Raw genomic sequence first — 26,747 nt, forward strand, 5'->3', positions numbered from 1 at the left:
ACATGCGAGGCCAGAATGTCCCAAAGCTCACATGATATGGCCGAGCTCAAGCGCCGCATGAATGGCGCTATCGCCGCCCTCAAGCAGGAATTCTCGGGCCTGCGCACCGGCCGTGCCAGCATCAACATGCTCGATCCTGTCATGGTCGATGCCTATGGTTCCTCCATGCCACTCAACCAGGTGGCAACGGTCAGCGTGCCGGAGGCGCGTATGCTCGTGGTCCAGGTATGGGACCGCAGCATGGCGGGCGCTGTCGACAAGGCCATCAGAGACGCCAACCTTGGCCTCAATCCCGTCAGCGAAGGCCAGGTCATCCGTGTACCGATCCCCGAGCTCAATGCGGAACGCCGCGCTGAACTGGTCAAGGTCGCGCATAAATACGCTGAGAACGCGCGCATCGCCGTCCGTCATGTCCGCCGCGATGGTCTGGACAATCTGAAGCGCCTGGAAAAAGACGGACAGATGAGCCAGGATGAGCAGCGCCACCAGGCGGACCTGGTGCAGAAGACGACGGACGAGATCATCGCCGAAATCGATCAGGCCCTGGCAACCAAGGAAAAGGAGATCATGCAGGTTTAGGTGCCTGCATGATCCGGCGGCAGGTCATGTCGCACCCTCAAACCACATCGCGGTATCAAGCCGCCCCCCTCTCGGATCCCGGTTCGGGTGCCGCGCCACGTCATGTCGCCCTTATCATGGATGGCAATGGACGTTGGGCGGCCAAGCGTGGTTTGCCGCGCTTCGAGGGACACAGGCGAGGTGTTGAAGCTTTGCGGCGCGCCGTAAGGGCCGCGGGCGAGCTCGGAATCCTCTACCTCACCATCTATAGCTTCTCGTCGGAGAATTGGCGCCGGCCCGAATCCGAGGTCAGCGATTTGATGAATCTCCTGCGCCGGTTCGTGCGGGATGACCTGGCGCAGCTTCATGAGGCCGGCATCCGCATCAAGGTCATCGGCGAGCGCGGCAATCTAGCGCCCGATATCCGTTCCCTGCTCGAGGAGGCGGAAAACCTGACGCGCGACAACGGCCGGCTCGTGCTGCAGATCGCCTTCAATTACGGCTCGCGCCAGGAGATCGCCCGGGCGGCGCGCTTGATTGCCGCCGATGTGGCCGGAGGCCGTCTGGCGCCGGATGCGATCAACGCCGATCTCTTTGCCGATTACCTCGACACCGCCGGCGTGCCGGACCCCGATCTTGTGATCCGTACCAGCGGAGAGCAACGTCTGTCGAATTTCCTCCTTTGGCAGTCCGCCTATGCCGAGTTCGTCTTTCTGCCGATCCATTGGCCGGAGTTCGACCGCTCATCCTTTGAAGCAGCCATCGCACAATATGCCTCCCGGGACCGCCGGTTCGGTGGCACCTCCAGCAAAGAGCGGCCGCTATGAGCGGTGAGCCGGCTCATGCCAGAGGCAGCTCAAGCGAGATAAAGCTGCGTATCGCTTCGGCCGTGGTGCTCGGCGCGCTTGCGATCTTCGTCACCTGGACGGGCGGCATTCTGTTTGCCGGGCTCTGGTGCATCGCCGGAGCTATGGCTCTGGTGGAATGGCTGAAGGTCGCCGGTGCAGGCGGCCTCGGCTGGAAGATCGCAGGAGTTGCCTTTGCAGCAACGGTTGCCGTCGCGCCCATTGTCGTACGCATGGACCCGCTGCTTGGCCTGCAAGGCATCCTCTGGCTGTTTGCCGTCGTCTGGGGAACGGACATCATGGCTTTCGTGGTCGGACGAACGCTCGGTGGCCCGAAGCTCTGGGTAAGGATATCTCCCAAGAAGACCTGGAGCGGCTTCATCGGCGGCCTGCTTGGCGGCTCCATCGGCGGTTTCCTTGTTACCGCGGCTGCCGGGCTGCCAAACCTGTTTTTGCCCACACTTCTGGCCTTGCTCCTGTCGGTTTCCGTTCACGCCGGTGATCTCCTGGAATCCGCCGTAAAGCGCCGCTTTCATGTCAAGGATTCCGGTCAGTTGATCCCCGGTCATGGCGGTGTCATGGACCGGCTCGATGGCTTTGCTGTCGCCGCCTTCCTCGCCTGTGCCATCGGCGCCGCGCGGGCCGGTTGGGAGCAGGTCGCGCAAGGCTTTTTGATGTGGTGATGGTCCGTACGGTTTCGGTTCTGGGAGCGACCGGCTCCATCGGCAAGGCAACGCTCGATGTGCTTCAGTCACAGCAGGACAGGGTTGCTGTCGATGCCCTGGTTGGCGGGCGTGATGTAGCGGCTCTTGCACAGGCCGCCCGACGCATGCAGGCGCGGGTGGCGGTTATCGCGGATCCCGACGCTTACCAGGACCTGAAGGCGGCGCTCGCCGGCAGCGGGATTGAAGCCGCGGCAGGACCATCCGCGGTCGTGGAAGCGGCGGCACGCCCAGTGGATTGGACCATGGCGGCGATCTCGGGGACCGCAGGGCTTCGACCAAGCATCGCGGCAGCGCGTCGCGGTGGCACGCTGGCGCTTGCCACCAAGGAATGCATCGTCAGCGCGGGCACGGTTTTCCTTGATGCCGTCAAGGCAGGGGGAGGGGCACTGCTTCCGGTGGATTCGGAACATAACGCCATCTTCCAATCATTGGCGGGCGCCGCAGTTCGCGACATCAAGAAGATGGTTCTTACCGCCTCCGGCGGGCCGTTCCGGTCCTGGCCATTGGAGCGTATTGCGACCGCGCGCCTCGAAGATGCCCTGCAACATCCCACCTGGAGCATGGGCGCCAAGATCACGATCGATTCAGCCACGATGATGAACAAGGGACTGGAACTCATCGAGGCGAGTTATCTGTTCGGGGTGGAGTCCGGCAGGATCGAGATCGTCGTCCATCCGCAGTCCATTGTGCACGGAATGGTCGAGTTTCGTGACGGCTCTGTTGTGGCCGGGTTGGCTCCTGCGGACATGCGGGTCGCGATTTCCCACGCCCTGGGTTATCCAGACAGGATCGAAACCGCTGTCGGTTCACTTGACCTGATCCAAATCGGAACGCTGACGTTCGAGGCGCCGGATGAAAAGCGCTTTCCAGCGCTAAAGGTCGCGCGGGCGGCACTGGAGCGTGGCGATGGCGCCATTGCGGCACTCAATGCAGCCAATGAGGTGGCCGTCGAAGCTTTTCTGGCGCGCAGCATCCGCTTCATTGATATTATGCCGGTTGTTATCGAAACGCTTGAGCAGCTCGATCGTCGAAACGGGCTTGCGGCGCCTCGCGATCTTGAACAGGTCACCGCGCTCGACGATGAGGCGCGCAAGACGGCGCGTAACCTAATGCAAAGCATTTCGAACCAAACTGCGACGCAGGCGAAAGCGCTGCCTTAAGGGACAATGATGATCGAGAACATTAGCGGTTTCGTCGGGTCGGCCTTTGGTTACCTCATTCCCTTCTTGTTGGTGCTGACGGTCGTCATCTTCATCCATGAGCTCGGCCATTTTCTCGTCGCCCGGTGGGCGGGCGTTCGGGTACTCGTGTTCTCCATCGGGTTTGGACCGGAGCTTCTCGGCCGAACCGATCGCCACGGCACGCGCTGGCGGATCGCAGCCATACCTCTGGGCGGCTATGTCCGCTTTCTGGGCGATGCCAATGCTGCGAGCGGCACGGATCATGAAGCCATAGAACAGATGAGTGACCGCGCGAGATCGGAAACATTCGCGGCGGCATCACTGCCGCGCCGTGCCGCCATCGTCGCCGCGGGCCCCTTTGCCAACTTCATTCTCGCGGTTGCTCTTTTCGCTGGCATATTCGCCTTTGTCGGCCGCCCTGTCACGGATGCCAGGATCGACACCGTGCAGGAGGGAAGCCCTGCCGCCACGGCCGGTTTCCAGCCTGGCGACATCATCCTGTCTATCAACGGCGATGCGATTTCCAGCTTCGCGGAGCTTCAGCGCGTGGTTTCGTCGAATGCCGACCGCGCTCTCGGCGTGACCGTGCAGCGCTCCGACGGACAAGTACAGCTCAACGTCACGCCTGAACGCCGCGAGGTCGAGGACGGCTTCGGCAACAAGATGAACATCGGTGTGCTTGGCATCACGCGGTCCTTCGAGGACGGTGACATCCAGCGCGTTTATGCCGGTCCGGTGGAAGCGGTGAAACTGGGGATGGGCGAGACCTGGTTTGTCGTGACCCGGACGCTCGATTACATCGGCGGGTTGTTCTCAGGCCGCGAATCCACGGATCAGCTCAGCGGGCCGATTCGGATTGCCCAGGTCTCCGGGCAGGCCGCCACGGTTGGTGCTGCGGCGCTGATCCAGCTGATGGCCGTGCTGTCGGTATCGATCGGCCTGCTGAACCTCTTTCCCATTCCGATGCTCGATGGTGGCCATCTGGTGTTTTATGCGATCGAGGCCGTCCGCGGGCGACCGCTCAGCGAGCGGATCCAGGAGTATGGAATGCGGATCGGGGTGGCGCTGGTTCTGATGCTGATGATCGTCGCGACGTCCAATGACATCGCGCATCTGTGGTCGTTATGACGTGTCCTGAGTGCCACGGCGCGGGGAAAAACGGCATCAACCTTGTGCTTCGGCTTTGCAGGCTTGTTTAAAAGAGCTAGAAGCGGCCGGAGTGTGTAACGGTCGCGTTCTAGGCGACGGGGATTGAAATATGAGGGCCGGGAACCCAATGACCTGTGTTTCGCGTGTTTTTGGACGACTGTCCGTCGCAACTGCCCTGGGAATCGGTGCTGCTGCTGTTGCGCCCGTAGTGCCCTATGTGAATGGCTACGCTTTCGCTCAATCAGCCAGTTCCATCGTGGTCCGCGGCAATCAGCGCATCGAGGCTGATGCCGTCCGCGCCTATTTCCAGAACGGAGCCAATGGACGGCTTGATGCCGTCGCCGTGGACGAAGGTCTCCGCCGCCTCTATGCCACCGGCCTTTTCCAGGATGTCCGCGTCAGCCGCAGCGGCGGCGCAATCGTCGTGACCGTGGTCGAGAACTCCGTCATCAACAACGTGAACTTCAAGGGCAACAAGAGGATCAAGGACGCCGTCATCGCTCCTGAGGTTCAATCGAAAGCCCGTGGTCCCTACAGCGCCAACCTGGTGCAGGCCGACGTTCAGCGTATCGAGGAAATCTATCGCCGTTCCGGCCGGGCGGCAGCTTCCGTGGAAGCCCAGACCGTGACGCTCCCTAACGGTCGTATCGACCTCGTGTTTCAGATCGACGAAGGCAAGAAGACCAAGATCAAGACCATCGATTTCGTCGGCAATGAAGCCTATTCGGACGGTCGCCTGCGCGATGAGATGAACACCACGCGCTCAAACTTCCTGAGCTGGCTGAAGAGCAGCGATGTTTATGACCCGGATCGGCTGAACGCCGACCTCGAGCTGGTTCGCCGCTTTTATATGAACCGCGGCTACGCTGATTTCCGCGTCGTGGATTCGCAGGTGGACTTCGACGAGGCCGAAAACGCCTATTCCATCACCATCACGGTGGAAGAGGGCACGAAGTATGATTTCGGCGCCATTGATGTCGAATCCAATGTTGCCGACGTCGACCCCGACAGCCTACGACGGCTTGTCGAGACGAAATCCGGCGGCACCTATGACGCCGAGGCGGTCGATAAGACCGTCGAAGCCCTGTCCATCGAAGTCGCGACGCGGGGCTATGCCTTCGCCCGTGTTCGTCCGCGCGGATCGCGCGACTACGCCACCAACTCCATTTCCGTCGCCTATGTGGTCGAGGAAGGCCCGCGGGTTTATGTCGAGCGCATCAATGTACGGGGCAACACCCGCACGCGCGACTATGTCATCCGCCGCGAGTTCGATCTTGCCGAAGGCGATGCCTATAATCAGGCCCTGATCAACCGGGCTGAACGCCGCCTCAAGAATCTCGGTTATTTCGAACGGGTGGTCATTTCCTCCGAGCCCGGCAGTGCACCCGATCGCATCGTGGTCAATGTCGACGTCGTTGATCAGGCAACCGGCGAGTTCTCGGTGGCCGGTGGTTACTCGACCTCCGACGGCATCATCGGTGAGGTGGGCATTGCCGAGAAAAACTTCCTCGGCCGCGGCCAGTATGTAAAGCTCTCCGGTTCCTGGGGCGAGCGGACCAACGGCTTTGAGTTCGCCTTTACCGAGCCCTATTTCCTCGGCCACCGCATCTCGGCCGGCTTCGACGTCTATCGGAAGTATCGCGACAGCACGAACTATGCTTCGTATGAGTCCGATGTCATTGGCGGTGCGCTTCGTCTCGGCCTGCCGATCACCGAGAACCTGCAGCTCGGCCTGAACTACACCGGCTACAACCGCGATATTACGATCCCCTCGGTCTACAAGGATGGTGATTCCAGTAATGGTGAAGCATCGGTTGGTCTGAAGCAGGCGGAAGGCGAGACCTTCACCTCCAGCGTCGGCTATACGCTGGTCTACAATTCGCTCGACAACAATCGTAACCCCTCCGAAGGCCTTTACGCCGAGTTCAAGCAGGATTTCGCGGGTGTGGGCGGTGACGTCAACTTCATCCGTTCCACGGCTGATGCGCGTTACTACCACGAGCTTCCCGGCGAGCTCATCGGCTTCGTTCGCCTCCAGGGCGGTCATATCGCCGGTTGGGGTGATGATGAGGACCTGCGCATCCTTGACCACTTCTACAAGGGTCCGGATCTCGTTCGTGGTTTCCGCACCTCCGGTATTGGTCCGCGTGACTTGAACTCGCCGAACCTCGATGCCATCGGCGGCACAGCTTACTTCGGCGGCACGCTCGAAGTGCAGTTTCCGCTCTTCGGCATCCCGAAAGACTTTGGCCTCAAGGGCGCGGTCTTCGCTGATGCCGGTACGGTGATGAACTTCGAGGGTCAGACGGACTTCGGCGCTGACGGCACGATTGACGTCTGGGACGATGACTCGATCCGTTCGTCGGTTGGCGCGTCGCTGCTCTGGGCCTCACCGCTCGGACCGATCCGCTTTGACTACGCGTATGTGCTCTCCAGCGGAGAGTACGACAAGGAACAGGCGTTCCGCTTCTCCGGCGGCACCAAGTTCTGATCTACGCCTGAGGGCGGACTCGGGGTGCATCGTGCATGCACCCCGATTTTCTGTGAGCCAGCGTTATGGGCGATCCTCAATTTTTCGATTCTGTCGCGCCCCTGTCTCTGGCGGATATTGCAGCGCTCACAGGAGCGGAGCTTCGCGGCCCCGCCGAGCGCCTCGTCGACGGTATTGCGCCGCTGGGCCAGGCAAGCTCCCGCGATCTAGCCTTTCTTGATAATCCCGCTTATCTCGACACCTTTAAAACCGCCTCCGCGGGCGCTTGCCTGGTGGCGCCGAAGTTCGCGGCGCACGCCCCGAAGGATTTAGCGCTGCTGATCGCGCCGCAGCCTTATCATGCCTTCGCGCAAGTGGCGGCGCGCATGTTTCCCGCTGCCATGCGGCCGCAGCCGGTATTTGGAGAGAATGGAATTGCGCCCGGCGCCATCATTCATCCCAATGCCCACCTGGAGCCTGATGTCCACATTGACCCAGGTGCTGTCATCGGTCCCGGTGCCGAGATCGGATCCGGGACGGTCATCTGCGCCAATGCCGTGGTCGGTCCCAATGTCCGCATCGGCCGCAACTGCGCCATCGGACCGTCCGCATCCATCGTGCACAGCCTGATCGGCAATCGCGTCATTGTTCATGGCGGCTGCCGTCTCGGTCAGGACGGCTTCGGCTTCGCGCTGGGGCCGGGCGGACATCGCAAGGTGCCCCAGGTTGGCCGCGTTGTCGTTCAGGACGATGTCGAGATCGGCGCCGGCACTTGCATCGACCGCGGTGCCAACAGGGACACGATCGTGGGCGAGGGCACCAAGATCGATAATCTCGTCCAGATTGGTCACAACGTCGTCATCGGACGGCATTGTGTTATCGTCGCGCAGACGGGCTTGTCGGGTAGTTCCACATTGGACGATTTTGTGGTGCTGGGGGGACAGGTGGGCGTGGTCGGTCATGTCCGCATCGGCATGGGCGCCCAGATCGCCGGCTCCAGCAATGTTCGCGAGGACGTTCCCGCAGGTGCACGCTGGGGCGGGACGCCGGCAAAACCCTATCGCGAATGGTTCCGAGAATTGACAACGTTGAAGCGTTTGGCCGAAAAGCCCGAAAGCGCGTCGCACACGCGCAAAACCAGGGCCGAGGGCGGGGGAGAAAGCAATGACTGACGGTGCCACCGATAGGCTCGAAACCCTCGACGTCATCAAGGTGCTGGAGTTCCTTCCCCACCGCTATCCCTTCCTGATGGTCGACAAGATCACCGAGATCCGTGGCGATGATTACGGCATCGGCATCAAGAACGTGACGTTCAATGAACCGCAGTTCCAGGGCCATTTTCCGGGGGCGCCTGTATTTCCGGGCGTTCTGCTGATCGAGGGAATGGCACAGACCGCCGGCGCGCTGTGTGTCAACAACCGCAAGGAGACGGCGGCTCCGAAGCTGGTTTATTTCATGACCATCGACAAAGCCAAGTTCCGCAAACCTGTTGTTCCCGGGGACACGGTCGAGTTCCACATGACCAAGCTCAAGCAGCGATTGAACATGTGGTGGTTCCGAGGGGAAGCCAAGGTTGATGGAACCATCGTCGCTGAGGCGGAAGTCTCCGCGATGCTGTTGGATCGGTAGATCAGATGTCGAGAATTCATCACACGGCGATCATCGAGCCCGGCGCACAACTCGGCGCTGATGTCGAGATCGGTGCATTCTGCGTGGTGGGACCGGAAGTCGTTCTCGGCGACGGAAGCATTTTGCATTCACACGTCTCCGTCGCGGGCAATACCACCATCGGCGCGCACGCCCGCATTTTCCCCTTTGCCTCGGTCGGGAATGCTCCCCAAGACCTGAAATACAAGGGCGAGAAGACCCGACTTGAAATCGGCGACCATGTCACCATCCGGGAGAACGTCACTATCAATCCCGGCACCGAGGGCGGCGGCGGGGTGACGCGGCTTGGAGATCATGTCTCGCTGCTGGCGGGTGCGCATATCGCCCACGATTGCATGGTGGGCAACCACGTCGTGCTGGTGAACGGCGCGATGGTCGCCGGCCATTGCGTGATCGGCGAACACGCTATCATCGGCGGCGGGTCCGGCCTCCACCAGTTCGTCCGAATTGGGGCGCATGCCTTTGCCGGCGGTATGAGCGCGATCGCAGCCGATGTCATTCCCTACGGCATGGTGCTGGGCAATCGGGCTAAACTGACTGGTCTCAACATCGTCGGCCTGAAGCGCCGTGGGTTTTCCCGTGAAGCCATTCACGGGCTTCGCCAGGCCTATCGGTTGCTCTTCGCCAACGAGGGCACACTGAAGGAGCGGGCAGAGGACGTGGCGAAGAGCTATGCCGGGCAGCCGCTGGTCGAGGAAATTCTTGATTTCATCAATGCCGGTCGCGACCGCCAGCTCTGCATGCCATCAAACAACGCCGACATGGCGGATTGACCCATGCCGGCCGGACCGCTGGCTATCGTCGCGGGGGCGGGCCGCTTTCCCCTTGAAGTGGCAGAGGCTGCCACGGCAAACGGGTACCATGTCCGCCTTGTCGGCATCGCGGGGTCAGCGGACCCGGAGATCGAGCGTTTCCCGCATGTCTGGGTGAAGCTCGGAGAGCTCGGCAAGCTGTACAAGCAGCTTCACGCCTGGGAGTGTCAGGATCTCGTCATCGTCGGCGCGGTCACCCGTCCCCACATGAGCGAGATCAAATTCGATATCGGCGCCCTGTCCAGTCTGCCGGATCTGACACGGCTTCTGAAGGGCGGCGACGACGGTGTTCTTGGCGGGATCGTGAGCTTCCTGGAGGCTCGGGGCTATCGGGTGCATGGCATTCTTGATGTCGCGCCCGACCTCGCCGCGCGGGAGGGACGCCTTGGCGCCGTCCCCGTGGACGCCAGCGCCGAGCGATTGATTACCTATGGCGCCGATCTTCTGACAGCCCTTGCCCCTTTTGATGTGGGGCAGGGTGCCGTGGTCATGGACGGGCGCGCGATCGCCGTGGAAGGCATTGAGGGAACGGACGCCATGCTCGAGCGGGTCGCGGCGTTGCGGGCGTCCGGCCGGCTGCGTGTCAAGGGCCGCATCGGCGTTCTGGTCAAAGCGCCGAAGCGGGGCCAGAACATGAAGGTCGATCTGCCGACGATCGGCGTCCGAACCATCGAGAAAGCGCTTGAAGCCCAGCTTGCGGGAATCGCCATTGCCGCCCAGGGCGTGCTGATCGCCGACCGGGCATCAACGGTGCGCGCCGCCGACGAGGGTGGCCTGTTCCTTTATGGCATGCCCTCAAAGGCTCGTGGCCTTGATCGGAGCTGAGCGATGACAGGGCTGAAAATCGCAATCGTCGTCGGCGAGGAATCGGGAGATCAGCTCGGTTTCAAGCTCATGCACGCCTTGAAAGCCAGTGCTGGAACCGACGTTGCCTTCAGCGGGGTAGGCGGTCGGCGCATGACCGAAGAAGGGATGGAAAGCCTCTTTCCCTTGCACGATGTTGCCGTCATGGGCGTCACCGCCGTAATTGGGCGTCTTCCAACCATTATCCGGCGCGTCCATGGCGCGGTCGACGCCATTGTGCGGGAAGATCCGGATATCCTTGTGATCATCGACAGTCCTGATTTCACCCATGCCGTCGCAAAACGCGTGCGCCGCCGGCTGCCGGACCTGCCGATCGTTGATTATGTCTCGCCCTCGGTCTGGGCCTGGCGATCAGGACGCGCCAGGAAGATGCGAGCCTATGTCGACCATATCCTGGCGCTCCTGCCGTTCGAGCCTGAGGTCCATCGCAAGCTCGGGGGTCCGCCTTGCACCTATGTCGGACACCCTCTGACCGAGCGGCTCGATGCTCTCACGCCCAACCAGGCGGAACTTGCCGAGCGCAATGCTTCGGATGGGCCGCTTCTGGTGCTTCCAGGCAGCCGCCGCTCGGTCGCCGAGCGTATGCTGCCGGTCTTTCGCGCCACGATCCAGCGGATCGCCGGCACGCGGGAGATCATCATGCCGACGGTTCCCGCGTTGCAGGACTGGCTGCGGGACGAGGTCGCCGGTTGGGATCAGCCGGTTCGTCTCGTGCTGGGAGACGATGAGAAATTCGCGGAGTTCCGCCGAGCTCGGGCGGCGCTGGTCTGTTCGGGAACGTCCTCGCTGGAGCTGGCGCTGGCTGGTGTGCCCATGATCGTGGGTTACCGCGTACCGCCCTTCGAGTCGCTCTTTGTGCCGCTCGTGCGCGTGCCCTCGATTGTCCTGCCCAATCTGATCCTGGGCGAAAACGCGATACCGGAATTCCTGCACGGCCCGTGTCGGCCGGAAATCCTGGCGCCCGCCCTGACCCAGATCATCGCCGAGACACCGAAACGGCAGCATCAGGTGGAGGCCTTTAAGACGCTTCGGCTGAAGATGGAAACTGGTGACGAAACGCCGTCGCAGCGATCGGCTCGGATCGTGCTTGAAGTACTGCATGAAAAAACGGGGCGCTGAGCGCCCCGTTCTCATTTATCCGAAATTCAAGCTCAGCGGCGCTGAGCGATGCTCACGTAGTCGCGCTTGGCGTGACCGGTGTAGAGCTGACGAGGGCGGCCGATGCGCTGGCTCGGATCCTCGATCATTTCCTTCCACTGCGCGATCCAGCCCACGGTGCGGGCAAGCGCAAAGAGGGCCGTGAACATCGAGGTGGGGAAGCCCATCGCCTTGAGGGTGATGCCCGAATAAAAATCGATATTCGGATAGAGCTTCTTCTCGATGAAGTACTCGTCCTTGAGCGCGAAACGCTCGAGTTCGATAGCAACATCGAGAAGCGGATCGTCCTTGATCCCCATCTCGCTCAAGACCTCATGGCAGGTTTTCTGCATGATCTTGGCGCGCGGGTCGTAGTTCTTGTAGACACGGTGTCCGAAGCCCATCAGGCGGAACGGATCGTTTTTGTCCTTGGCCTTGGCCACATATTCCGGAATGCGGTCAGGCGTGCCGATCTCCTGCAGCATCTGCAGGGCCGCCTCGTTGGCACCGCCATGCGCGGGCCCCCAGAGACAGGCGATGCCGGCGGCGATGCAGGCGAAGGGATTGGCGCCAGAGGAGCCTGCGAGACGCACGGTCGAGGTCGATGCGTTCTGCTCATGATCGGCGTGCAGGATGAAGATGCGGTCCAGTGCCCGGGCAAGCACCGGGTTCGGCTTGAACTCCTCGCAGGGCACGGCGAAACACATGTGCAGGAAGTTCGCCGCATAATCGAGGTCATTGCGAGGATAAACGAAGGGCTGGCCGATCGAATATTTATACGCCATGGCGGCGAGCGTCGGCACCTTCGCAATCATGCGAATGGAGGCGATCTCACGGGCCATGGGATCAGTGATATCGGTCGAGTCGTGATAGAAGGCCGAGAGGGCGCCGACGCAGCCGACGATCACCGCCATGGGATGCGCGTCACGGCGGAAGCCGGTGAAGAAGCGCGTCATCTGCTCGTGCACCATCGTGTGGCGCGTGACGCGGTAGTCGAAGTCAGCCTTCTGTGCCGGCGTCGGCAGATCGCCGTAGAGCAGAAGGTAGCAGGTCTCGAGGAAATCACCGTGCTCGGCGAGCTGTTCGATGGGATAGCCGCGGTAGTTCAGGATGCCGGCATCGCCGTCAATATAGGTGATCTTGGATTCGCAGCTGGCGGTCGACGTGAAGCCCGGATCATAGGTAAACATGCCCGTGTCGCCATAGAGCGACGAGATATCGACAACATCGGGACCAACAGATCCCTTACGAATGTCGAATTCGAATGATTTGTTGTCGACGATAAGTGTGCCTTTATTATCAGTCATGGTTCAGAAACCCCATGTTGGAAGTTCCCGCTGGGGCTGCGGCAAGAACAGGCGCCTGTGGTCACAAGGCGCCCAACCCCGGGGAAAGTAGGTAGGACTGGCGTATCTGAAACGGTAGAGCACCGCAAGACGAAGTGCGGATGTCAGGCGTTCAAATCCGCAAGTCGCGCAAGGCTTTCATCGCGCCCCAGTGCCTCCAGCACATCAAAGATCGGCGGCGAAACGGCCCGCCCGGTCAAGGCGGCACGCAGAGGTTGAGCGACCTGGCCGAGCTTCACGCCTTTGCGCTCGGCGAAAGCGCGCACTTCACGTTCCACCGATGCTGCGGAAAAGTTCGGTAGAGCAACCAGATTGGCGCCGAGTTCGGCCATGAGCGCTCGTGCCTCCGGCGTCAGCATGCCGCTGGCTTTTTCATCGAACGACAGGGGACGCGGTGTGAAAAGGAACTCCATGCTCTCCAGCAATTCGACCAAGGTCTTGGCGCGCTCCTTCAATGCCGGCAGAAGTCGCTCGAAGACCGGCCACAGACCTGCGTCGAGCCGGGCTTCGGCGTCCGCACCGCCTGGAAGATAGGGCAGGGCCTTCCGGAATTCCGCGAGGAGATCCGCGTTGTCCATCGACCGCATGTATTGGCCGTTGACGTTCTCCAGCTTGGCGAAGTCAAACCGCGCGGCTGACTTACCGATGCCATCCAGCTCGAACAGTGAGATCATCTCGTCGGTGGAGAAGATTTCCTTGTCACCGGCGCTCCAGCCAAGGCGCACGAGATAGTTTCGCAGCGCCTGGGGCAGATACCCCATCGCACGGTAAGCCTCGACGCCTAGAGCGCCGTGACGCTTGGAGAGCTTGGCCCCGTCGGGTCCGTGGATCAGAGGAATATGCGCCATCTCAGGCACGGGCCAGTCCAACGCCGCATAGATCTGCATTTGCCGGGCCGCGTTGGTCAGATGATCTACCCCGCGGATGACATGCGTGACGCCCATGTCGTGATCGTCGACAACGACCGCCAGCATATAGGTCGGGGTGCCATCGGAACGCAGCAGCACAAGATCGTCGAGATCGGCATTTGGAAAGACGACGTGCCCCTGCACGGCGTCTTCCACCGTGGTTTCGCCCTCGCGCGGCGCCTTCAGGCGGATGGCGGGTGCGCGGCCTGCCGGTGCTTCGGACGGATCACGATCCCGCCAGCGACCGTCATAGCGCGGGGGACGACCTTCAGCCTGCGCCTGCTGGCGCATTTGATCGAGTTCCTCCGGTGTCGCATAGCAGCGATAAGCGCGACCTGCCGACAGCATCTCCTCCACCACGGCGCGATGGCGCTCGGCTCGAGAGAACTGGAACACGGGCTCGTCATCCCACTTGAGGCCGAGCCAATCCAGCCCGTCCATGATCGCGGCAATGGCCTCCTCCGTGGACCGCGCGCGATCGGTATCCTCAATGCGCAGCAGCATCTTGCCGCCCTTGGCCTTGGCGAACAGCCAGTTGAACAGCGCCGTGCGGGCACCACCGATATGGAGGAAGCCAGTGGGCGAGGGGGCAAAACGAGTAACGACGGTTTCAGACATAGAACTTGAGACCACTTCAGATTTTCGGCTGCTGACGCACATGCGGTGCCTCCTGTATCATGGCCCGCGACGGGGAGAAACGGGGGACAAGCGCTGTCAATCGAACGGCCTGCATCACAATCACGGGCGAAAGCGCTGGCGGCGGCGGCAACGCGCCGCCGGTTTGCCGCTCGTGTGCGGCCGTGGCCGCGTTTTGCCGATCTTCTGGCTGAGGAACGTGAGTGGGGACGTCTGTTTCTCTGGCTCCCGGTGCTGTTCGGCTGCGGCGTGCTGCTCTTCTTCGGCGCCGGCCAAAATCCCAACGGGTTCCTGTCAGCCACCTTGAGCGGCATGTTGGCGGCGGCAGCCTTTCTCGCCCGGCGGCGTGAGTTTTCCGGCCCGGTTCTGATCGGGGCCGCCTTGATTGCGTTCGGCTTCACCAGCGCTGCGATCCGGACGGAAAACGTCAAAGCGCCAATTCTGGAGCGACCGGCGAGGGCAACCGTCACGGGCCTCGTGGAGCACGTCGAGCCACGGGCCCGCGGATACAGGATACTGATTGCGGTTGAGCGCTTCGACAGCCGCGCCCGCGTCTCCGCTCCTGTCAAACTGCGTGCCATCGTCAGCCGCAAAGGATCGGAGCCGCCTGTCGGGGCACGGATCGCTGTCGATGGCCTCTGGCGGCCTCCGCCTGGAGCGGTGCGGCCGGGCGGCTATGACTGGAGCAGAGATGCCTTCTTCCTGAGGATCGGTGCCGTGGGTCTCACCGAAGGGCCGCCGCGCATCGTCGACAGAGCAGCTGCACTTCCCCTGGGTCTTGCTTTTGACAAGGCCGTGACGGAAACGCGAGGTGCCATTGCAGAGCGCATCAAGGCCGCTGTCTCGGGCGCCGCCGGAGCCATCGCGGTCTCGCTCGTGGTGGGAGAACGAGGCGCTATTCCTGAAAGCATCAACGAGGACATGCGTGTCGCCGGCCTCTCCCATGTCCTCTCTATCTCCGGGCTGCATATGGCGCTCTTTGCCGGTGCTGTTTTCTGGGCGCTGAGGCTGTCACTGGTGCTCTGGACGCCGATCCCGCTGCGCCACCCCATCAAGAAGTGGGCCGCCGTTGCCGCCATTTTCGCTGCCTATGGCTATCTGCTGCTGGCGGGTGCCGAGATCGCGGCGCAACGGTCGTTCCTGATGGCGGCGATCGCCTTTCTCGCGATCGTGCTTGATCGCGCGGCCATCTCGCTGAGATCCGTTGCTCTTGCGGCCTTGGCTCTGATGATACTGATGCCGGAGGTTCTGCTCTCCATCAGCTTCCAGATGTCCTTTGCCGCCGTGCTTGCGCTCGTCGCCCTCTACGATCACTGGAAGCATCGCCATCACCAGCGTGAAGAACGCCGCGAGCGGTCGGGGGTCACGCGTTATCTGGTGCTGGCGCTCGCAACGACCGCGGTGACGACGCTCGTCGCAGGATTGGCAACCGCGCCCTTCGGGGCCTTCTATTTCCAGCGCAGCGGCATCTATTCCTTGCTGGCAAACCTCGCAGCCTTGCCGATCGTCAGCATTCTCATCATGCCGTTCGCGGTGATCGGCCTTGCCCTCACGCCCTTCAGGCTCGATGCCCCGGCGTGGCAGATCATGGGCTGGGGTGTTGATGGCATGATCAAGGTGGCCGATGTCGTGGCGGGATTGCCCGGCGCCGCGGTTCATACCTCTGCCTTCGGCAGCATTCCCTTCCTGCTGATGATCGCCGCCCTGATCTGGCTGTGCCTGTGGAGGACCCTGCTGCGCTGGCTGGCCGCTCTTCCGCTCGTGGCGGCCTTCGTCGCGCTGACGTTCAGCACCAAGCCCGACATCTATATCGAACCGGAGGGACGGGCGATGGCCGTTCGCCATCCCGATGGTGACCTGCGCATCACCGGCATCCGCTTTGCCCGTTTCGCTGGGGAAAGCTGGCTTGCCGCTGATGGCGACGCGCGCAAAATCTCAGATCGCCATATCACCTCGGATGTCTCATGCGATCGAACCGCTTGCCGGCTCACGCTTCCTGATGGCCGTGCGGCGGTGCTGGCCTGGACCTATCAGGCGCTGAAGACCGATTGCGCCAGGGCGGACCTCATTGTGACACGGCTGGTCGCGCCGCCGGAATGCCGCGCGATGACCACGGTCATCGATGCGCGGGATCTGGCATCACGCGGCGCCATTGCGCTCACCTTGGATGATGGAAAGTTTCTGCTGCGATCGGCGCGGGAGCCCCATGAAGAGCGTTACTGGTTCAACCGTCCCCGCGTCCGTAGCCCCTTGTTTGTGGAACCGCAGGAGGATGACACACGCGTAGAGGGCGGCTCCCAGGACCCCTATGACGGGATCGCTCAATAACGGCGGATGAGACCGACGAGCTTTCCCTGAATGGTCACCCGATCCGGCCCGAAAATACGGGTTTCATAGGCTGGATTGGCGGCCTCCAGCGCCACCGAGCCGCCTTTACGTCGCAGCCGTTTAAGCGTCGCTTCCTCGTCATCGATCAATGCCACGACGATGTCGCCGGAATCCGCGCTCTGGGTCTTGCGAATGACCACTGTATCGCCATCGAGGATACCGGCCTCGATCATGGAGTCGCCCCTGACCTCCAGGGCATAGTGCTCGCCTTTAGTCAGAATGTCGGGCGGAACACTGACGCTGTGGCTGCTGGTCTGGATCGCCGAGATCGGGGTACCAGCTGCGATACGGCCCATGACGGGGATCGAAATGGCCTGCGTGTCCAGATCCACGGCCGGTTCTGGTTTCTTAGGTGTGCCGGCCAGATCGCCATCGATGACATTGGGCTGGAATCGCGGCGTCGAGCGGCCCAAACCTTGCGATACCGAATCCGGCAGCTTGATCACCTCCAACGCGCGCGCCCGGTTCGGCAGGCGCCGGATGAAACCACGCTCTTCCAGCGCGGTGATCAGGCGATGGATTCCCGATTTCGAGCGCAGATCCAGTGCCTCCTTCATCTCGTCGAAGGAGGGAGGAACGCCCGTTTCCTTCAGACGCTCATTGATGAACCGAAGAAGTTCGTGCTGCTTGCGTGTAAGCATGAAACGGCGGCGCTCCGCAGGGAAAACAAATCAAGAACATTTCTAGCTGTTCCCGCTGTGTTCCGCAACCGAAATATATGCCGATGCCACCGTTGCCGAAAGCAGATCAGCCGGACTGTTGATGTTGAAGAAGGGGTCAATGCCTGCAACATCCGCAAACTCAACGACTTCATGACGCCGGCTCAGCGCCCATCCGCCAACGGACAGCGCGCCCTTCGCCAGATCACGCCGCAGGTCGGCTTCAACACTCATGGGCCACATTGCGACCACCGGATGCACTCTGCCGCGCGATGCGGCGATAATGATTCCCTCTCCATCCCATCCGGCCGCGAGACGGGTCACGAGATCGCGAGGAATAAAGGGTGTATCGGCCGGAGTGGTCACGATCGCCTGCCCACCCGGTGCCGACCCTCTCGCCCAGGCAAGGCCGGCGAGGACACCGGCCAGCGGACCTCGATCGCCGAGTGCATCATCGGTCACCATGGGAAGGTCCCAATTCCCGAACCGGGAGGCCACGCCGTTGGCGTTCAGAACAAGCCGAGAGACCTGCGGCCTCAGACGTGTCCCCACGTGCTCTACGAGGGGCCGCCCTTCGAGAATCGCGAGGCTTTTTTCCATGCCCATGCGCCGGGACTTGCCGCCGGCCAGGATGACGCCGGTGATGCCGGTGTCAGGCACAGTGGCTGAAGATCTGCAGGGCTGCTTCGCCCCGGCTCGCAGCTCGGGCTTCGGCAAAACAGCGACCAATGCCGATCAGGACCGGCGCCGCGCCCAGGGCTGCTCCTTGTTCGGCAAGTGCTCCAAGCGTCATCGCGCGGATGGCTTCTTCCGGCCGTGACACAGCTTCCGCCACGACAACGGGAGTCCCTCCCGAAAGGCCCTCGGCTATCAGCCGGGAAGCCAGCAGCCTGGAAGTACCCGCGCCCATATAAACCACCAGCGTTGTGGCGGGATCGGCCAGTCCCTTCCAGTCTAGGTTCTTGGGCAGGCTGCCGTCGCGGGCGTGCCCCGTGACGAAGCGGACCGATTGCGCGTGATCCCGATGGGTCAGAGACACGCCAAGGCGGGCGGCAAGCCCGAAAGCCGCACTGATCCCAGGAACCACATCAACAGGGATGCCGGCCGCGGACAGCTCAGCGATCTCTTCGCCGGCGCGACCGAAGATCATCGGATCACCCGACTTCAGCCGCACCACATGCTTGCCCGCCAGCGCCGCGCGCACCATCAGCGCGTTGATGTCGTCCTGGCGGCAGGAGAGTTTGCCGCCGCGCTTGCCCACCATCATGCGCTTGGCCTCCCGCCGCGCCAGTTCCAGTACCTCGGTTGACACAAGGTCGTCGAAAAGGATGACGTCCGCGGCCTGAAGCGCCCGCATGGCTTTGATGGTGAGATATTCCGCATCGCCGGGGCCGGCGCCGACAATGGTGACGTGCCCCGGCGCCTTCGCGCTGGCCTGTGCCGCCATGATCAGGGCTTCGGCCGAGGCTTCATCAGCGACGGTGCGGGAAAAAGCGAGATCGGAGAAGCGTTCCCAGAATAGACGACGCTCGGCGCCCGGCTTCAAGAGATCAAGCGTTCGCTGCCGGATGCGCAGGGCAAGGGCGGCCCAGGTAGAGAGCGTTTGCGGCAGCATGGCCTCGATGCGGCGGCGCAGGTTCTGGCCGATGATCGGAGCTGCCCCCGCCGTTGAAATACCGATCACGACCGGCGAGCGGTTCACGATGGAGCCGAACTGGAAGTCGCAGAAATCCGGCTTGTCGATCACGTTCCAACGCGCACCCACGGTACATGCTGCTGCGGCAAATGCGGCGGCCTCCGCCTCATCTTCGGCGTCGCAGATGGCGATCGCAGCGCCGTCAATGTCGGCTTCGGTCCAGTTCCGGCGAATGATGCGTAGGGTGCCGGCCTCTTCCAGCTTGGCCATGACTTGGCCGGGCCCGGCGGCAAAGACCTCGACCCTGGCGCCGGCAGCGGCGGTGAGCTCCGCCTTCCAGGCCGCGGCATCGCTGCCGCCGGCAACCAATACCCTGCGGCCTTCCAGCGTGAGAAAAACAGGAAGGACAGCCAGAGGGCCCATGCGGGCGGGTGCGGCCTCAGCCGGTTTTCTGAAGGTGGTGTCCATCACAGAGCCTTTTGATTTCCGGACGGCAGGAGCCGCAGTTGGTGCCCGCCTTCAAACACACGCCGATAGCCTCCACCGTGACCGCGGCGCCCGAACTGATCGCCGCGATGATGGTGTTCACGCCCACGTCGAAGCAGGAACAGACCGTCGCGCCTTGATCGGGCGCATGGGCACCGGCGCGGCCCGCCAGGAGACTCATCCGGCCGTGCCCATCAAAGGAGGCATCATCCAGCCGATCGGCGATCCAGTTCCGAGACACCGCAACAGGCTCGGGCGCGGCGAAGAATGCCCCCGCCAGCCGGCCGTCATGGAAAGCGGCGAAGCGGAAGGAGCGGCCGGCAGCATCCTGATAAGACACGACCTCCGCGTCCTTCGGCAGGCCCAGCAGCGTCGTGACATAGCCTGTCCAATCATCGGGCGTGTCGCTACCGGCGCATTCCAGGCGCCAGCCGCCCTTGGCCCGGGCGGCAGCCGCATAGGGAAGATCTGACAGGACCGGCTTTCCGCGCGAGGCCGCGAAGCCGTACCAGGCAACGGCAAAAGGGGTTACTGCGACATCCGTCAGTTTCAGGCCGGGTTGGCCGGACACAGGGTCGACTGCGGGAGAAACAGCCGCGTCGATCCGGGCCGCGGGGGCATATTCCGTTGTCCAGTGCATGGGGACGAACACCGATCCGGGCTGCTGGCGATCGGTGACGAGGGCCCGCGCGACTGCCGCTCCATGGGCGCTGGTGATCTGAACCAGTCCTGCGGGTGTCACGCCGAGCTGCGACGCGTCGGAGGGATGAAGTTCGGCAAAGGGTTCGGCGATGTGACTCGCCAGTCGCGGGGTTTTGCCCGTCCGCGTCATGGTGTGCCATTGATCTCGAATGCGGCCGGTGTTGAGGCGAAGGCCGCTGTAATCCTGTTTGGCTTGAACCGGCGTCGGAATGAAACGAGCGCGCGTATCGGACGTGTAGAAGCGTCCTGTCGCGAAGAACCGGCCATCGTGGGTGGGCGGATTTCCGCCCTTGGGCGCTGGCCATTGAAAAGGCTCCAGGGCCTCGTAATCGGTGTTGGTGACGTTCTCGAAGGCCCCGATGTCGAAATCGCGTGTGCCGTCATTCTCGAAGGCCGACAGCGCGGCATGCTCCCGGAAAATGTCGGCAGGCCCTTCATAAGCGAAGGCTTTTTTGAAGCCGAGACGCTGGGCCACCTGCGTCATGATCCACCAGTCGGACCTGGCATCTCCGGGCAGCGGCAGGAAGGGGCGCTGCCTGGAGATGCGGCGTTCGGAGTTGGTCACGGTGCCGTCCTTCTCGCCCCAAGCAGCGGCGGGCAGAAGCACATGGGCGAGGGCGGCCGTATCGGCTCCCGAAACCACATCGGAGACCACCACGAAAGGGCAGCGCGCAAGAGCATCCCGGACGCGGTTGGCGGCGGGCATGCTGACCACGGGATTGGTGCCCATGATCCAGATGGCCTTGACGCGTCCGTCGCCTACGGCTTCGAAAAGGTCGACCGCCTTGAGACCTGGCCGTGACGCGAGCCGATCGGTGCCCCAAAACCGGGCCACGCGATCCCGGGCGATCTCGTCGAAATCCATGTGAGCGGCGAGCTGATTGGCGAGCCCGCCGACCTCGCGGCCGCCCATAGCATTGGGCTGGCCCGTCACCGAAAAGGGCCCCATGCCGGGTCTTCCGATCCGCCCCGTGAAGAGGTGGCAGTTGATCATGGCATTGACCTTGTCGGTGCCGGATACCGATTGATTGACCCCTTGCGAGTAGACGGTGACGACCTTCTCCGTCGCCGCGAAGAGCTGGAAGAAGGTGGCGATGTCCGCGGTCGAAAGGCCGGTGCCGGCGGCTGTTATTTCGATGTCGGCTGCCGAGGCCGCCAGAGCGTCATCCAACCCTGAGGTATGGGCGCTGACAAAACCCGCATCGGCCTTGCCTTCCCGCGCGAGATGGCTGAGCAGACCGTTGAAGAGGGCGACGTCTCCGTTGGGCGCGATGGGGAGGAAAAGATCGGCGGCCTCCGCGGTGGCCGTGCGGCGGGGGTCGACGACGACGATCTTCATGTCCGGCCGGGCGGCCTTCGCCGCCAGGAGGCGCTGGAACAGGACCGGATGGCACCAGGCAAGGTTGGAACCCACCAGCACCGCGAGGTCGGTGAGCTCAAGATCCTCATAGGTGCCCGGCACCGTATCGGCGCCGAACGCGCGGCGGTGCCCCGCTACCGAGGAGGCCATGCAGAGGCGCGAGTTGGTGTCGATATTGCCGGAGCCGATGAAGCCCTTCATCAGCTTGTTGGCGACGTAATAATCCTCTGTAAGGAGCTGGCCGGACACGTAAAAAGCAACTGCGTCGGGTCCATGTTCGGCGATGGTTGATCGGAATTTCGCCGCGACCAGATCGAGAGCTTCGTCCCAATCCGCGGTACGGCCGTCGATCCGAGGGTGCAAGACGCGGTCATCGAGGGAGAGCGTTTCAGCAAGGGCCGAGCCCTTTGAGCACAGCCTTCCGAAATTCGAGGGATGGGAGGCATCGCCCTTGACGGACGCGAGACCTGTGCCATCAACCGAGGCGGTCACGCCGCAACCAACGCCGCAATAGGGGCAGGTGGTCCGCACTGCGTCAGGAACGGACCTTTCCGGCGTCCCGGTCGCGTCCACCAGGGCAAGGTCGAGTCCTGCGGGCGCAGAAAGCAAACCTTCCCCGTGAGACGGACGGTCGTCCATGATCAGGCTGCCACGTTTGCCGCTATACTGACGGGAAGATCGAGCGAGAGCCGCCCATCGGCATCCACATAGGTGGCGATGGTGCGAACGCAGCCCTCATCCGCGCCCTGCGCAAGGCCGGTCTTCAGGTCGATCACCCAGTTGTGCAGGGGGCAGGTGACAAAGCCGCCATGGACGATGCCCTCAGACAGCGGGCCGCCGCGATGCGGACAGCGGTTGTCGATGGCATAGATTTCGTCGGCGACAGTGCGGAAAATCGCGATCTCCATGGGACCGGCACGGACCATGCGCGCGCCTTCACGCGGGATGTCGTCAATGCGGCCGATGGTGGTACGGATGGTGGCAGGAGCGTTCATTCGGCGGCCTCCATGGCGGGGATCGTGACAAGCGGGGCGAACTCGTGGGCATCGTGGCCGGCAACGCGCTCCGCCCAGGGGTCGGTCTGGAACAGCTTTTGGGAATGGAGGAAACGCTCCACCAATGCGGTGCGGCCGGTTTCATCCTCGGCGATGCGACGGCGGATTTCGTCCATGCCGACGCGCTTGGCCCATTTGTAGATGCGCTCGAGGTAGAAGCCCTGCTCGCGATAGAGCTGGAGCAGAGCGATGCCGTGATCGATGGCTTCCTGCTCGGTCTTGACCCGGCACAGGACCTCGGTACCCTTGATGTCGAGCCCCGCCGCACCGGCAAAATGCAGCTCATAGCCCGCATCGGTGCAGATCACGCCGAAGTCCTTGCAGGTTGCCTCGGCGCAGTTCCGTGGGCAGCCCGACACCGCCATTTTTACCTTGGCGGGGGTCCATGAACCCCACATGGCCTTCTCCAGCTTGACACCGAGGCCGGTGGAATCCTGCGTGCCAAAGCGGCACCAATCAGTGCCGACGCAGGTCTTCACGGTGCGCACGCCCTTGGCATAGGCGTGGCCGGACACCATGCCTGCGTCGTTGAGATCCGCCCAGACGGCGGGCAGGTCCTCCTTGCGCACGCCGAGAAGATCGATGCGCTGGCCGCCGGTGACCTTCACCGTGGGAATGGCAAATTTATCGGCAACATCGGCAATGGCGCGCAGTTCCGCCGCCGTGGTGACGCCGCCCCACATGCGTGGCACGACCGAGTAGGTGCCGTCCTTCTGGATGTTGGCGTGAACGCGTTCATTGACGAAACGCGAGCGGTAATCGTCGGCTGCCTCATCGGGCCAGGTCGCGATCATATAATAGTTGAGGGCCGGGCGGCATCTTGCGCAGCCGCATGAACTTTTCCATTCAAGCTCCTGCATCAACGCGGGAATTGACTTCAGCCTCCTCACCACGATCAGGCGCCGCACATCGGCGTGGGACAGATCGGTGCAGGTGCACATGGGCGTCACCGCCTTGGCTTCGAAGGCATCGCCCAAGGTCAGGGCCAGCACCTGTTCGACAAGGCCGGTGCAGGAGCCGCAGGACGCGGAAGCCTTGGTGTGGGCGCGTACACCATCAAGATCGGTGACGCCCTTGGCGCCGATGGCCTCGACGATGGCACCTTTGCAAACGCCGTTGCAGCCGCAGATCTCAGCACTATCCGGCAAGGCTGCAACGGCCGCCGTAGGGTCCAGGGGGGCGCCCCCGGCGAAAGAACGGCCAAAGATCAGCGTGTCGCGATCGGCCGCGACATCCGCTTCCTGTCGAAGGAGATCGAAGAAATATCCTCCGTCGGAGGTTTCTCCGTAGAGAACCGCGCCGAGGATCTTGTTGTCCTTCAGCACAATCCGCTTGTAGACACCGCGCGCCGCGTCGCGAAAAACGATCTCCTCGCGGTCCTTGGCTTCGGCGAAATCGCCCGCCGAGAAGAGGTCGACACCTGTGACCTTCAGCTTGGTGGAGGTGACGGAGCCGGTATATTCCGCCTCGGCATTGCTCAAGGTCGCGGCAACCACCTTGGCCATCTCGTAAAGCGGCGCCACGAGACCGTAGCACTGGCCGCGGTGCTCAACGCATTCACCCACAGCAAGAATATCAGGGTCGCTGGTCAGCATCCGGTCGTCGACGACGACGCCACGGTTCACATCGAGGCCTGCTGACTTGGCAAGCGCCGCGTGAGGGCGGATGCCCACGGCCATGACGACGAGATCGCAGTCGATCCGGGTGCCATCCTCCAGCTCCAGGGCCTGGACATGGCCGTCGCCATGAATGGCCTTGGTGTTGGCCCGCGTCACCACATCGATGCCGCGGCGACGCATCTCCTGCTCCAGAAGATAGCCGGCGGCAGGATCGAGCTGGCGCTCCATGAGCGTGGCGGCAAGATGGATCACCGTCACATCCATGCCCCGCATCTTGAGGCCGGCTGCCGCTTCAAGCCCCAGCAGTCCGCCGCCGATGACAACCGCGCGGCCGCCTTTCTCGGCGGCGGCGAGCATGCGGTCCACGTCGTCGAGATCGCGATAAGCGATGACGCCGGGAAGGTCCTTGCCCGGCACCGGGATCATGATGGGAGACGAGCCAGTCGCGATCAGCAGCTTGTCGTAAGGGGCGACGACGCCATCGGCCGTTTCCACGATCTTGCGGGTGCGGTCGATGGTCGTGATGGTTTGGCCGCGAACGAGCGTCACCTCGTGCTGGTCATACCAGGCTTCCGGGTGGGTGACGATTTCGTCGAAGGTCTTCTCGCCGGAGAGCACCGGCGAAAGCAGGATCCGATTGTAATTGACGCGCGGCTCGGCGCTGAAGACGGTGACCTGATAGCGGCCCGGAGCGCTTTCGAAGAGATGCTCCAGGGCGCGGCCCGAGGCCATGCCGTTGCCGATGACGACCAGTTTTTCAGTCATGTTCATCCTCCCCGGACTTGAGCCGTCAGGCAGCTTCCACGAAGCGATTGCGCTCGTAGAGGAACTTCAGAACCGCCGCGCGGCAGGCGAGATAGGTGGCGTCGTTGACCAGTTCGAGCCGGCGGCGGGGACGCTCAAGCGGAACCTCGAGCACTTCGCCGATGCGGGCGGAGGGGCCGTTGGTCATCATCACGATGCGATCGGACAAAAGGACCGCCTCATCGACATCATGGGTGATCATCATCACCGTGTTCTCAAGCGTCGCCTGGATCTGCATGACCTGATCCTGCAGATGGGCACGGGTGAGGGCGTCCAAGGCTCCAAAGGGTTCGTCGAGAAGCAGCACCTTGGGTTCCATGGCGAGCGCCCGCGCGATGCCGACGCGCTGCTTCATGCCGCCGGAGATTTCCGATGGGCGCTTGTCCCTGGCGTGGCCCATATGGACCAGCTCCAGGTTGAACATGGTCCAGTCGCGGCGCTCGGCAGCGCTTTTCCGGCGCCTGAACACCTTATCGACACCGAGGGCGACATTCTCGTAGACGGTGAGCCAGGGCAGCAGCGAGTGGTTCTGGAAGACCACCGCGCGATCCGGCCCCGGTTCATCGACCAGTTGTCCTTCCAGCAGCACCGCGCCCGACGTCGCCGGAGTGAGGCCGGCCACGATGTTCAGCAGCGTAGACTTGCCGCAGCCGGAGTGCCCGATGATCGAAATGAATTCGCCCTTGTCGACCGTCAGGGAGATATCCTTCAGCACCTCCGTGGTCGCGGGGCCGCGCGAGAAGCTCTTGTCGATGCCTTCGATGGAGAGATAGGCCTTGGCCATGGTCGTCCTCCTCACGCTGCCGCAACGCCGCGGGTGATGCGGCTGCCGATGAAGGCGACGATCCGATCCAGCACGAAGCCGACGAGGCCGACGTAGACGAGGGCCAGGATGATGTCGCTGATGAGGGACGAGTTCCACGCGTCCCAGATGAAGAAGCCGATGCCGACACCGCCGATCAGCATCTCGGCCGCCACGATGGCGAGCCAGGACAGGCCGATGCCAATGCGCAGGCCGGTGAAGATGTATGGCGCGGCCGCCGGCAGCATGATCTTTCCGAAGTATTCGAGGCCGTTGAGCTTCACAACCTGCGCCACGTTTCGGTAGTCGGACGGAATATTGCGGATGCCGACGGCGGTATTGATGATGATGGGCCAGATGGCGGTGATGAAGATCACGAAAATGGCGGACGGCTCTCCATCACGGAACGCGGCGAGCGAGAGCGGCAGCCAGGCAAGCGGCGGCACCGTCCGCAGCACCTGGAACACCGGATCGAGGCCTCGCATGGCCCAGGTCGACTGGCCGACGAGCACCCCCAGGGCCACGCCGGCGACCACTGCCAGCGCGTAACCGAGAGCGACGCGTTTCAGGCTCGCGAGAAGCTGCCAGGCCATGCCCTTGTCGTTCCCGCCATTGTCGTAGAAGGGATCGACGATGAGCTGCCAAGTATCGGTTATGACCTGTGAGGGCGGCGGCAGGGCGGAGGAGGGGCTGGAGCAGAGCGCCTCCCACAGGCCGATCAGGAGCACCAGGGTGATGAGTGGCGGCAGGACGTTCGCCATGGCGGCGTTGGCGTGCGCGCTAAGCTTCGGCAGACGGGCGGCACCCGGCTTCGGCAAGGCGATGACCTCTGCGGCGCGGCGTACCGGCGGGGTCGGCAGAGGCGTCACATCGGCTCCTATCGGTGCGGTCTGGCTCATACTTTTCTCCGTGCGGGGGCAGACAGACCGGCGGCATC

General features: G+C 62.8%; 22 protein-coding genes. 12 read left to right on the forward strand and 10 right to left on the reverse strand.

Going from position 1 to position 26,747, the window contains the following annotated elements:
- The first annotated feature begins 15 nt into the window (after positions 1-15).
- The 11 genes from frr (at position 16) to lpxB (ending at position 11,391) form a co-directional block, all read left to right on the forward strand.
- Entirely contained in the window at positions 16-579 is a 564-nt protein-coding gene (frr, locus tag IEV58_RS10900) for a ribosome recycling factor (RefSeq protein ID WP_188409762.1), read from the forward strand.
- Between the two features lie 26 nt (positions 580-605).
- Complete coding sequence (locus tag IEV58_RS10905) at positions 606-1,385, forward strand: isoprenyl transferase (protein WP_188409763.1); 780 nt, start codon at positions 606-608, stop codon at positions 1,383-1,385.
- Positions 1,382-2,086 (forward strand): phosphatidate cytidylyltransferase, encoded by a 705-nt coding sequence (locus tag IEV58_RS10910; RefSeq protein ID WP_188409764.1) that lies wholly within the window; start codon positions 1,382-1,384, stop codon positions 2,084-2,086. Before IEV58_RS10905 ends, IEV58_RS10910 begins: the two co-directional genes overlap by 4 nt.
- Complete coding sequence (gene dxr / locus IEV58_RS10915) at positions 2,086-3,288, forward strand: 1-deoxy-D-xylulose-5-phosphate reductoisomerase (protein ID WP_188409765.1); 1,203 nt, start codon at positions 2,086-2,088, stop codon at positions 3,286-3,288. Before IEV58_RS10910 ends, dxr begins: the two co-directional genes overlap by 1 nt.
- A 9-nt stretch (positions 3,289-3,297) precedes the next feature.
- Entirely contained in the window at positions 3,298-4,437 is a 1,140-nt protein-coding gene (rseP, locus tag IEV58_RS10920) for an RIP metalloprotease RseP (RefSeq protein WP_229729360.1), read from the forward strand.
- Positions 4,438-4,585: 148 nt separating this feature from the next.
- A complete protein-coding gene (gene bamA, locus IEV58_RS10925) occupies positions 4,586-6,949 on the forward strand; it encodes an outer membrane protein assembly factor BamA (RefSeq protein WP_188409767.1) in 2,364 nt (787 codons plus the stop codon).
- Positions 6,950-7,014: 65 nt separating this feature from the next.
- A complete protein-coding gene (gene lpxD / locus IEV58_RS10930) occupies positions 7,015-8,100 on the forward strand; it encodes a UDP-3-O-(3-hydroxymyristoyl)glucosamine N-acyltransferase (protein WP_188409768.1) in 1,086 nt (361 codons plus the stop codon).
- Positions 8,093-8,557 carry a 3-hydroxyacyl-ACP dehydratase FabZ gene (fabZ, locus tag IEV58_RS10935; RefSeq protein ID WP_188409769.1) on the forward strand — a complete coding sequence of 155 codons (465 nt, stop codon included), beginning with the start codon at positions 8,093-8,095 and terminating at the stop codon, positions 8,555-8,557. The genes lpxD and fabZ overlap by 8 nt, the downstream gene beginning before the upstream one ends.
- A gap of 5 nt (positions 8,558-8,562) precedes the next feature.
- Positions 8,563-9,369, forward strand: coding sequence for an acyl-ACP--UDP-N-acetylglucosamine O-acyltransferase (gene lpxA, locus IEV58_RS10940; protein ID WP_188409770.1), 807 nt, complete (start codon positions 8,563-8,565; stop codon positions 9,367-9,369).
- A 3-nt stretch (positions 9,370-9,372) separates the two neighbouring features.
- On the forward strand, positions 9,373-10,233 hold the full coding sequence (locus tag IEV58_RS10945; RefSeq protein WP_188409771.1) for an LpxI family protein: 861 nt from the start codon (positions 9,373-9,375) through the stop codon (positions 10,231-10,233).
- A 3-nt stretch (positions 10,234-10,236) separates the two neighbouring features.
- The gene (gene lpxB / locus IEV58_RS10950; protein ID WP_188409772.1) at positions 10,237-11,391 is read left to right on the forward strand and encodes a lipid-A-disaccharide synthase; all 1,155 of its coding nucleotides are present in this window, start codon (positions 10,237-10,239) and stop codon (positions 11,389-11,391) included.
- A 32-nt stretch (positions 11,392-11,423) separates the two neighbouring features.
- Here the strand turns inward: lpxB and gltA are convergent, their stop codons facing one another.
- Positions 11,424-12,716 (reverse strand): citrate synthase, encoded by a 1,293-nt coding sequence (gene gltA, locus IEV58_RS10955; RefSeq protein WP_188409773.1) that lies wholly within the window; start codon positions 12,714-12,716, stop codon positions 11,424-11,426.
- 143 nt (positions 12,717-12,859) lie between these two features.
- Positions 12,860-14,281 carry a glutamate--tRNA ligase gene (gene gltX, locus IEV58_RS10960; RefSeq protein WP_188409774.1) on the reverse strand — a complete coding sequence of 474 codons (1,422 nt, stop codon included), beginning with the start codon at positions 14,279-14,281 and terminating at the stop codon, positions 12,860-12,862.
- 174 nt (positions 14,282-14,455) lie between these two features.
- Here gltX and IEV58_RS10965 point away from each other — a divergent pair, with 174 nt between their 5' ends.
- Positions 14,456-16,627 carry a ComEC/Rec2 family competence protein gene (locus tag IEV58_RS10965; RefSeq protein WP_188409775.1) on the forward strand — a complete coding sequence of 724 codons (2,172 nt, stop codon included), beginning with the start codon at positions 14,456-14,458 and terminating at the stop codon, positions 16,625-16,627.
- Here IEV58_RS10965 and lexA read toward each other — a convergent pair.
- From lexA to ntrB, 8 genes are read right to left on the reverse strand one after another with little or no spacing between them, the layout of a single operon-like run.
- On the reverse strand, positions 16,621-17,328 hold the full coding sequence (gene lexA / locus IEV58_RS10970; RefSeq protein WP_188409776.1) for a transcriptional repressor LexA: 708 nt from the start codon (positions 17,326-17,328) through the stop codon (positions 16,621-16,623). The genes IEV58_RS10965 and lexA overlap by 7 nt on opposite strands.
- Before the next feature lie 42 nt (positions 17,329-17,370).
- Complete coding sequence (mobA, locus tag IEV58_RS10975) at positions 17,371-18,006, reverse strand: molybdenum cofactor guanylyltransferase MobA (protein WP_188409777.1); 636 nt, start codon at positions 18,004-18,006, stop codon at positions 17,371-17,373.
- Positions 17,999-19,450 carry a siroheme synthase CysG gene (gene cysG / locus IEV58_RS10980; protein ID WP_188409778.1) on the reverse strand — a complete coding sequence of 484 codons (1,452 nt, stop codon included), beginning with the start codon at positions 19,448-19,450 and terminating at the stop codon, positions 17,999-18,001. Before cysG ends, mobA begins: the two co-directional genes overlap by 8 nt.
- Entirely contained in the window at positions 19,422-22,169 is a 2,748-nt protein-coding gene (locus IEV58_RS10985; RefSeq protein ID WP_188409779.1) for a nitrate reductase, read from the reverse strand. The genes cysG and IEV58_RS10985 overlap by 29 nt, the downstream gene beginning before the upstream one ends.
- A 2-nt stretch (positions 22,170-22,171) precedes the next feature.
- Positions 22,172-22,525 carry a nitrite reductase small subunit NirD gene (nirD, locus tag IEV58_RS10990; protein ID WP_188409780.1) on the reverse strand — a complete coding sequence of 118 codons (354 nt, stop codon included), beginning with the start codon at positions 22,523-22,525 and terminating at the stop codon, positions 22,172-22,174.
- Positions 22,522-24,969, reverse strand: a complete 2,448-nt coding sequence (nirB, locus tag IEV58_RS10995; RefSeq protein ID WP_188409781.1) for a nitrite reductase large subunit NirB — start codon at positions 24,967-24,969, stop codon at positions 22,522-22,524. The genes nirD and nirB overlap by 4 nt, the downstream gene beginning before the upstream one ends.
- Positions 24,970-24,994: 25 nt before the next feature.
- Positions 24,995-25,792, reverse strand: a complete 798-nt coding sequence (locus tag IEV58_RS11000; protein WP_188409782.1) for an ABC transporter ATP-binding protein — start codon at positions 25,790-25,792, stop codon at positions 24,995-24,997.
- A gap of 11 nt (positions 25,793-25,803) precedes the next feature.
- Complete coding sequence (gene ntrB / locus IEV58_RS11005; RefSeq protein WP_188409783.1) at positions 25,804-26,709, reverse strand: nitrate ABC transporter permease; 906 nt, start codon at positions 26,707-26,709, stop codon at positions 25,804-25,806.
- Positions 26,710-26,747 lie beyond the last annotated feature (38 nt).

Source organism: Agaricicola taiwanensis (assembly GCF_014635245.1).
GTDB classification, from domain to species: Bacteria; Pseudomonadota; Alphaproteobacteria; order Rhizobiales; family Methylopilaceae; genus Agaricicola; species Agaricicola taiwanensis.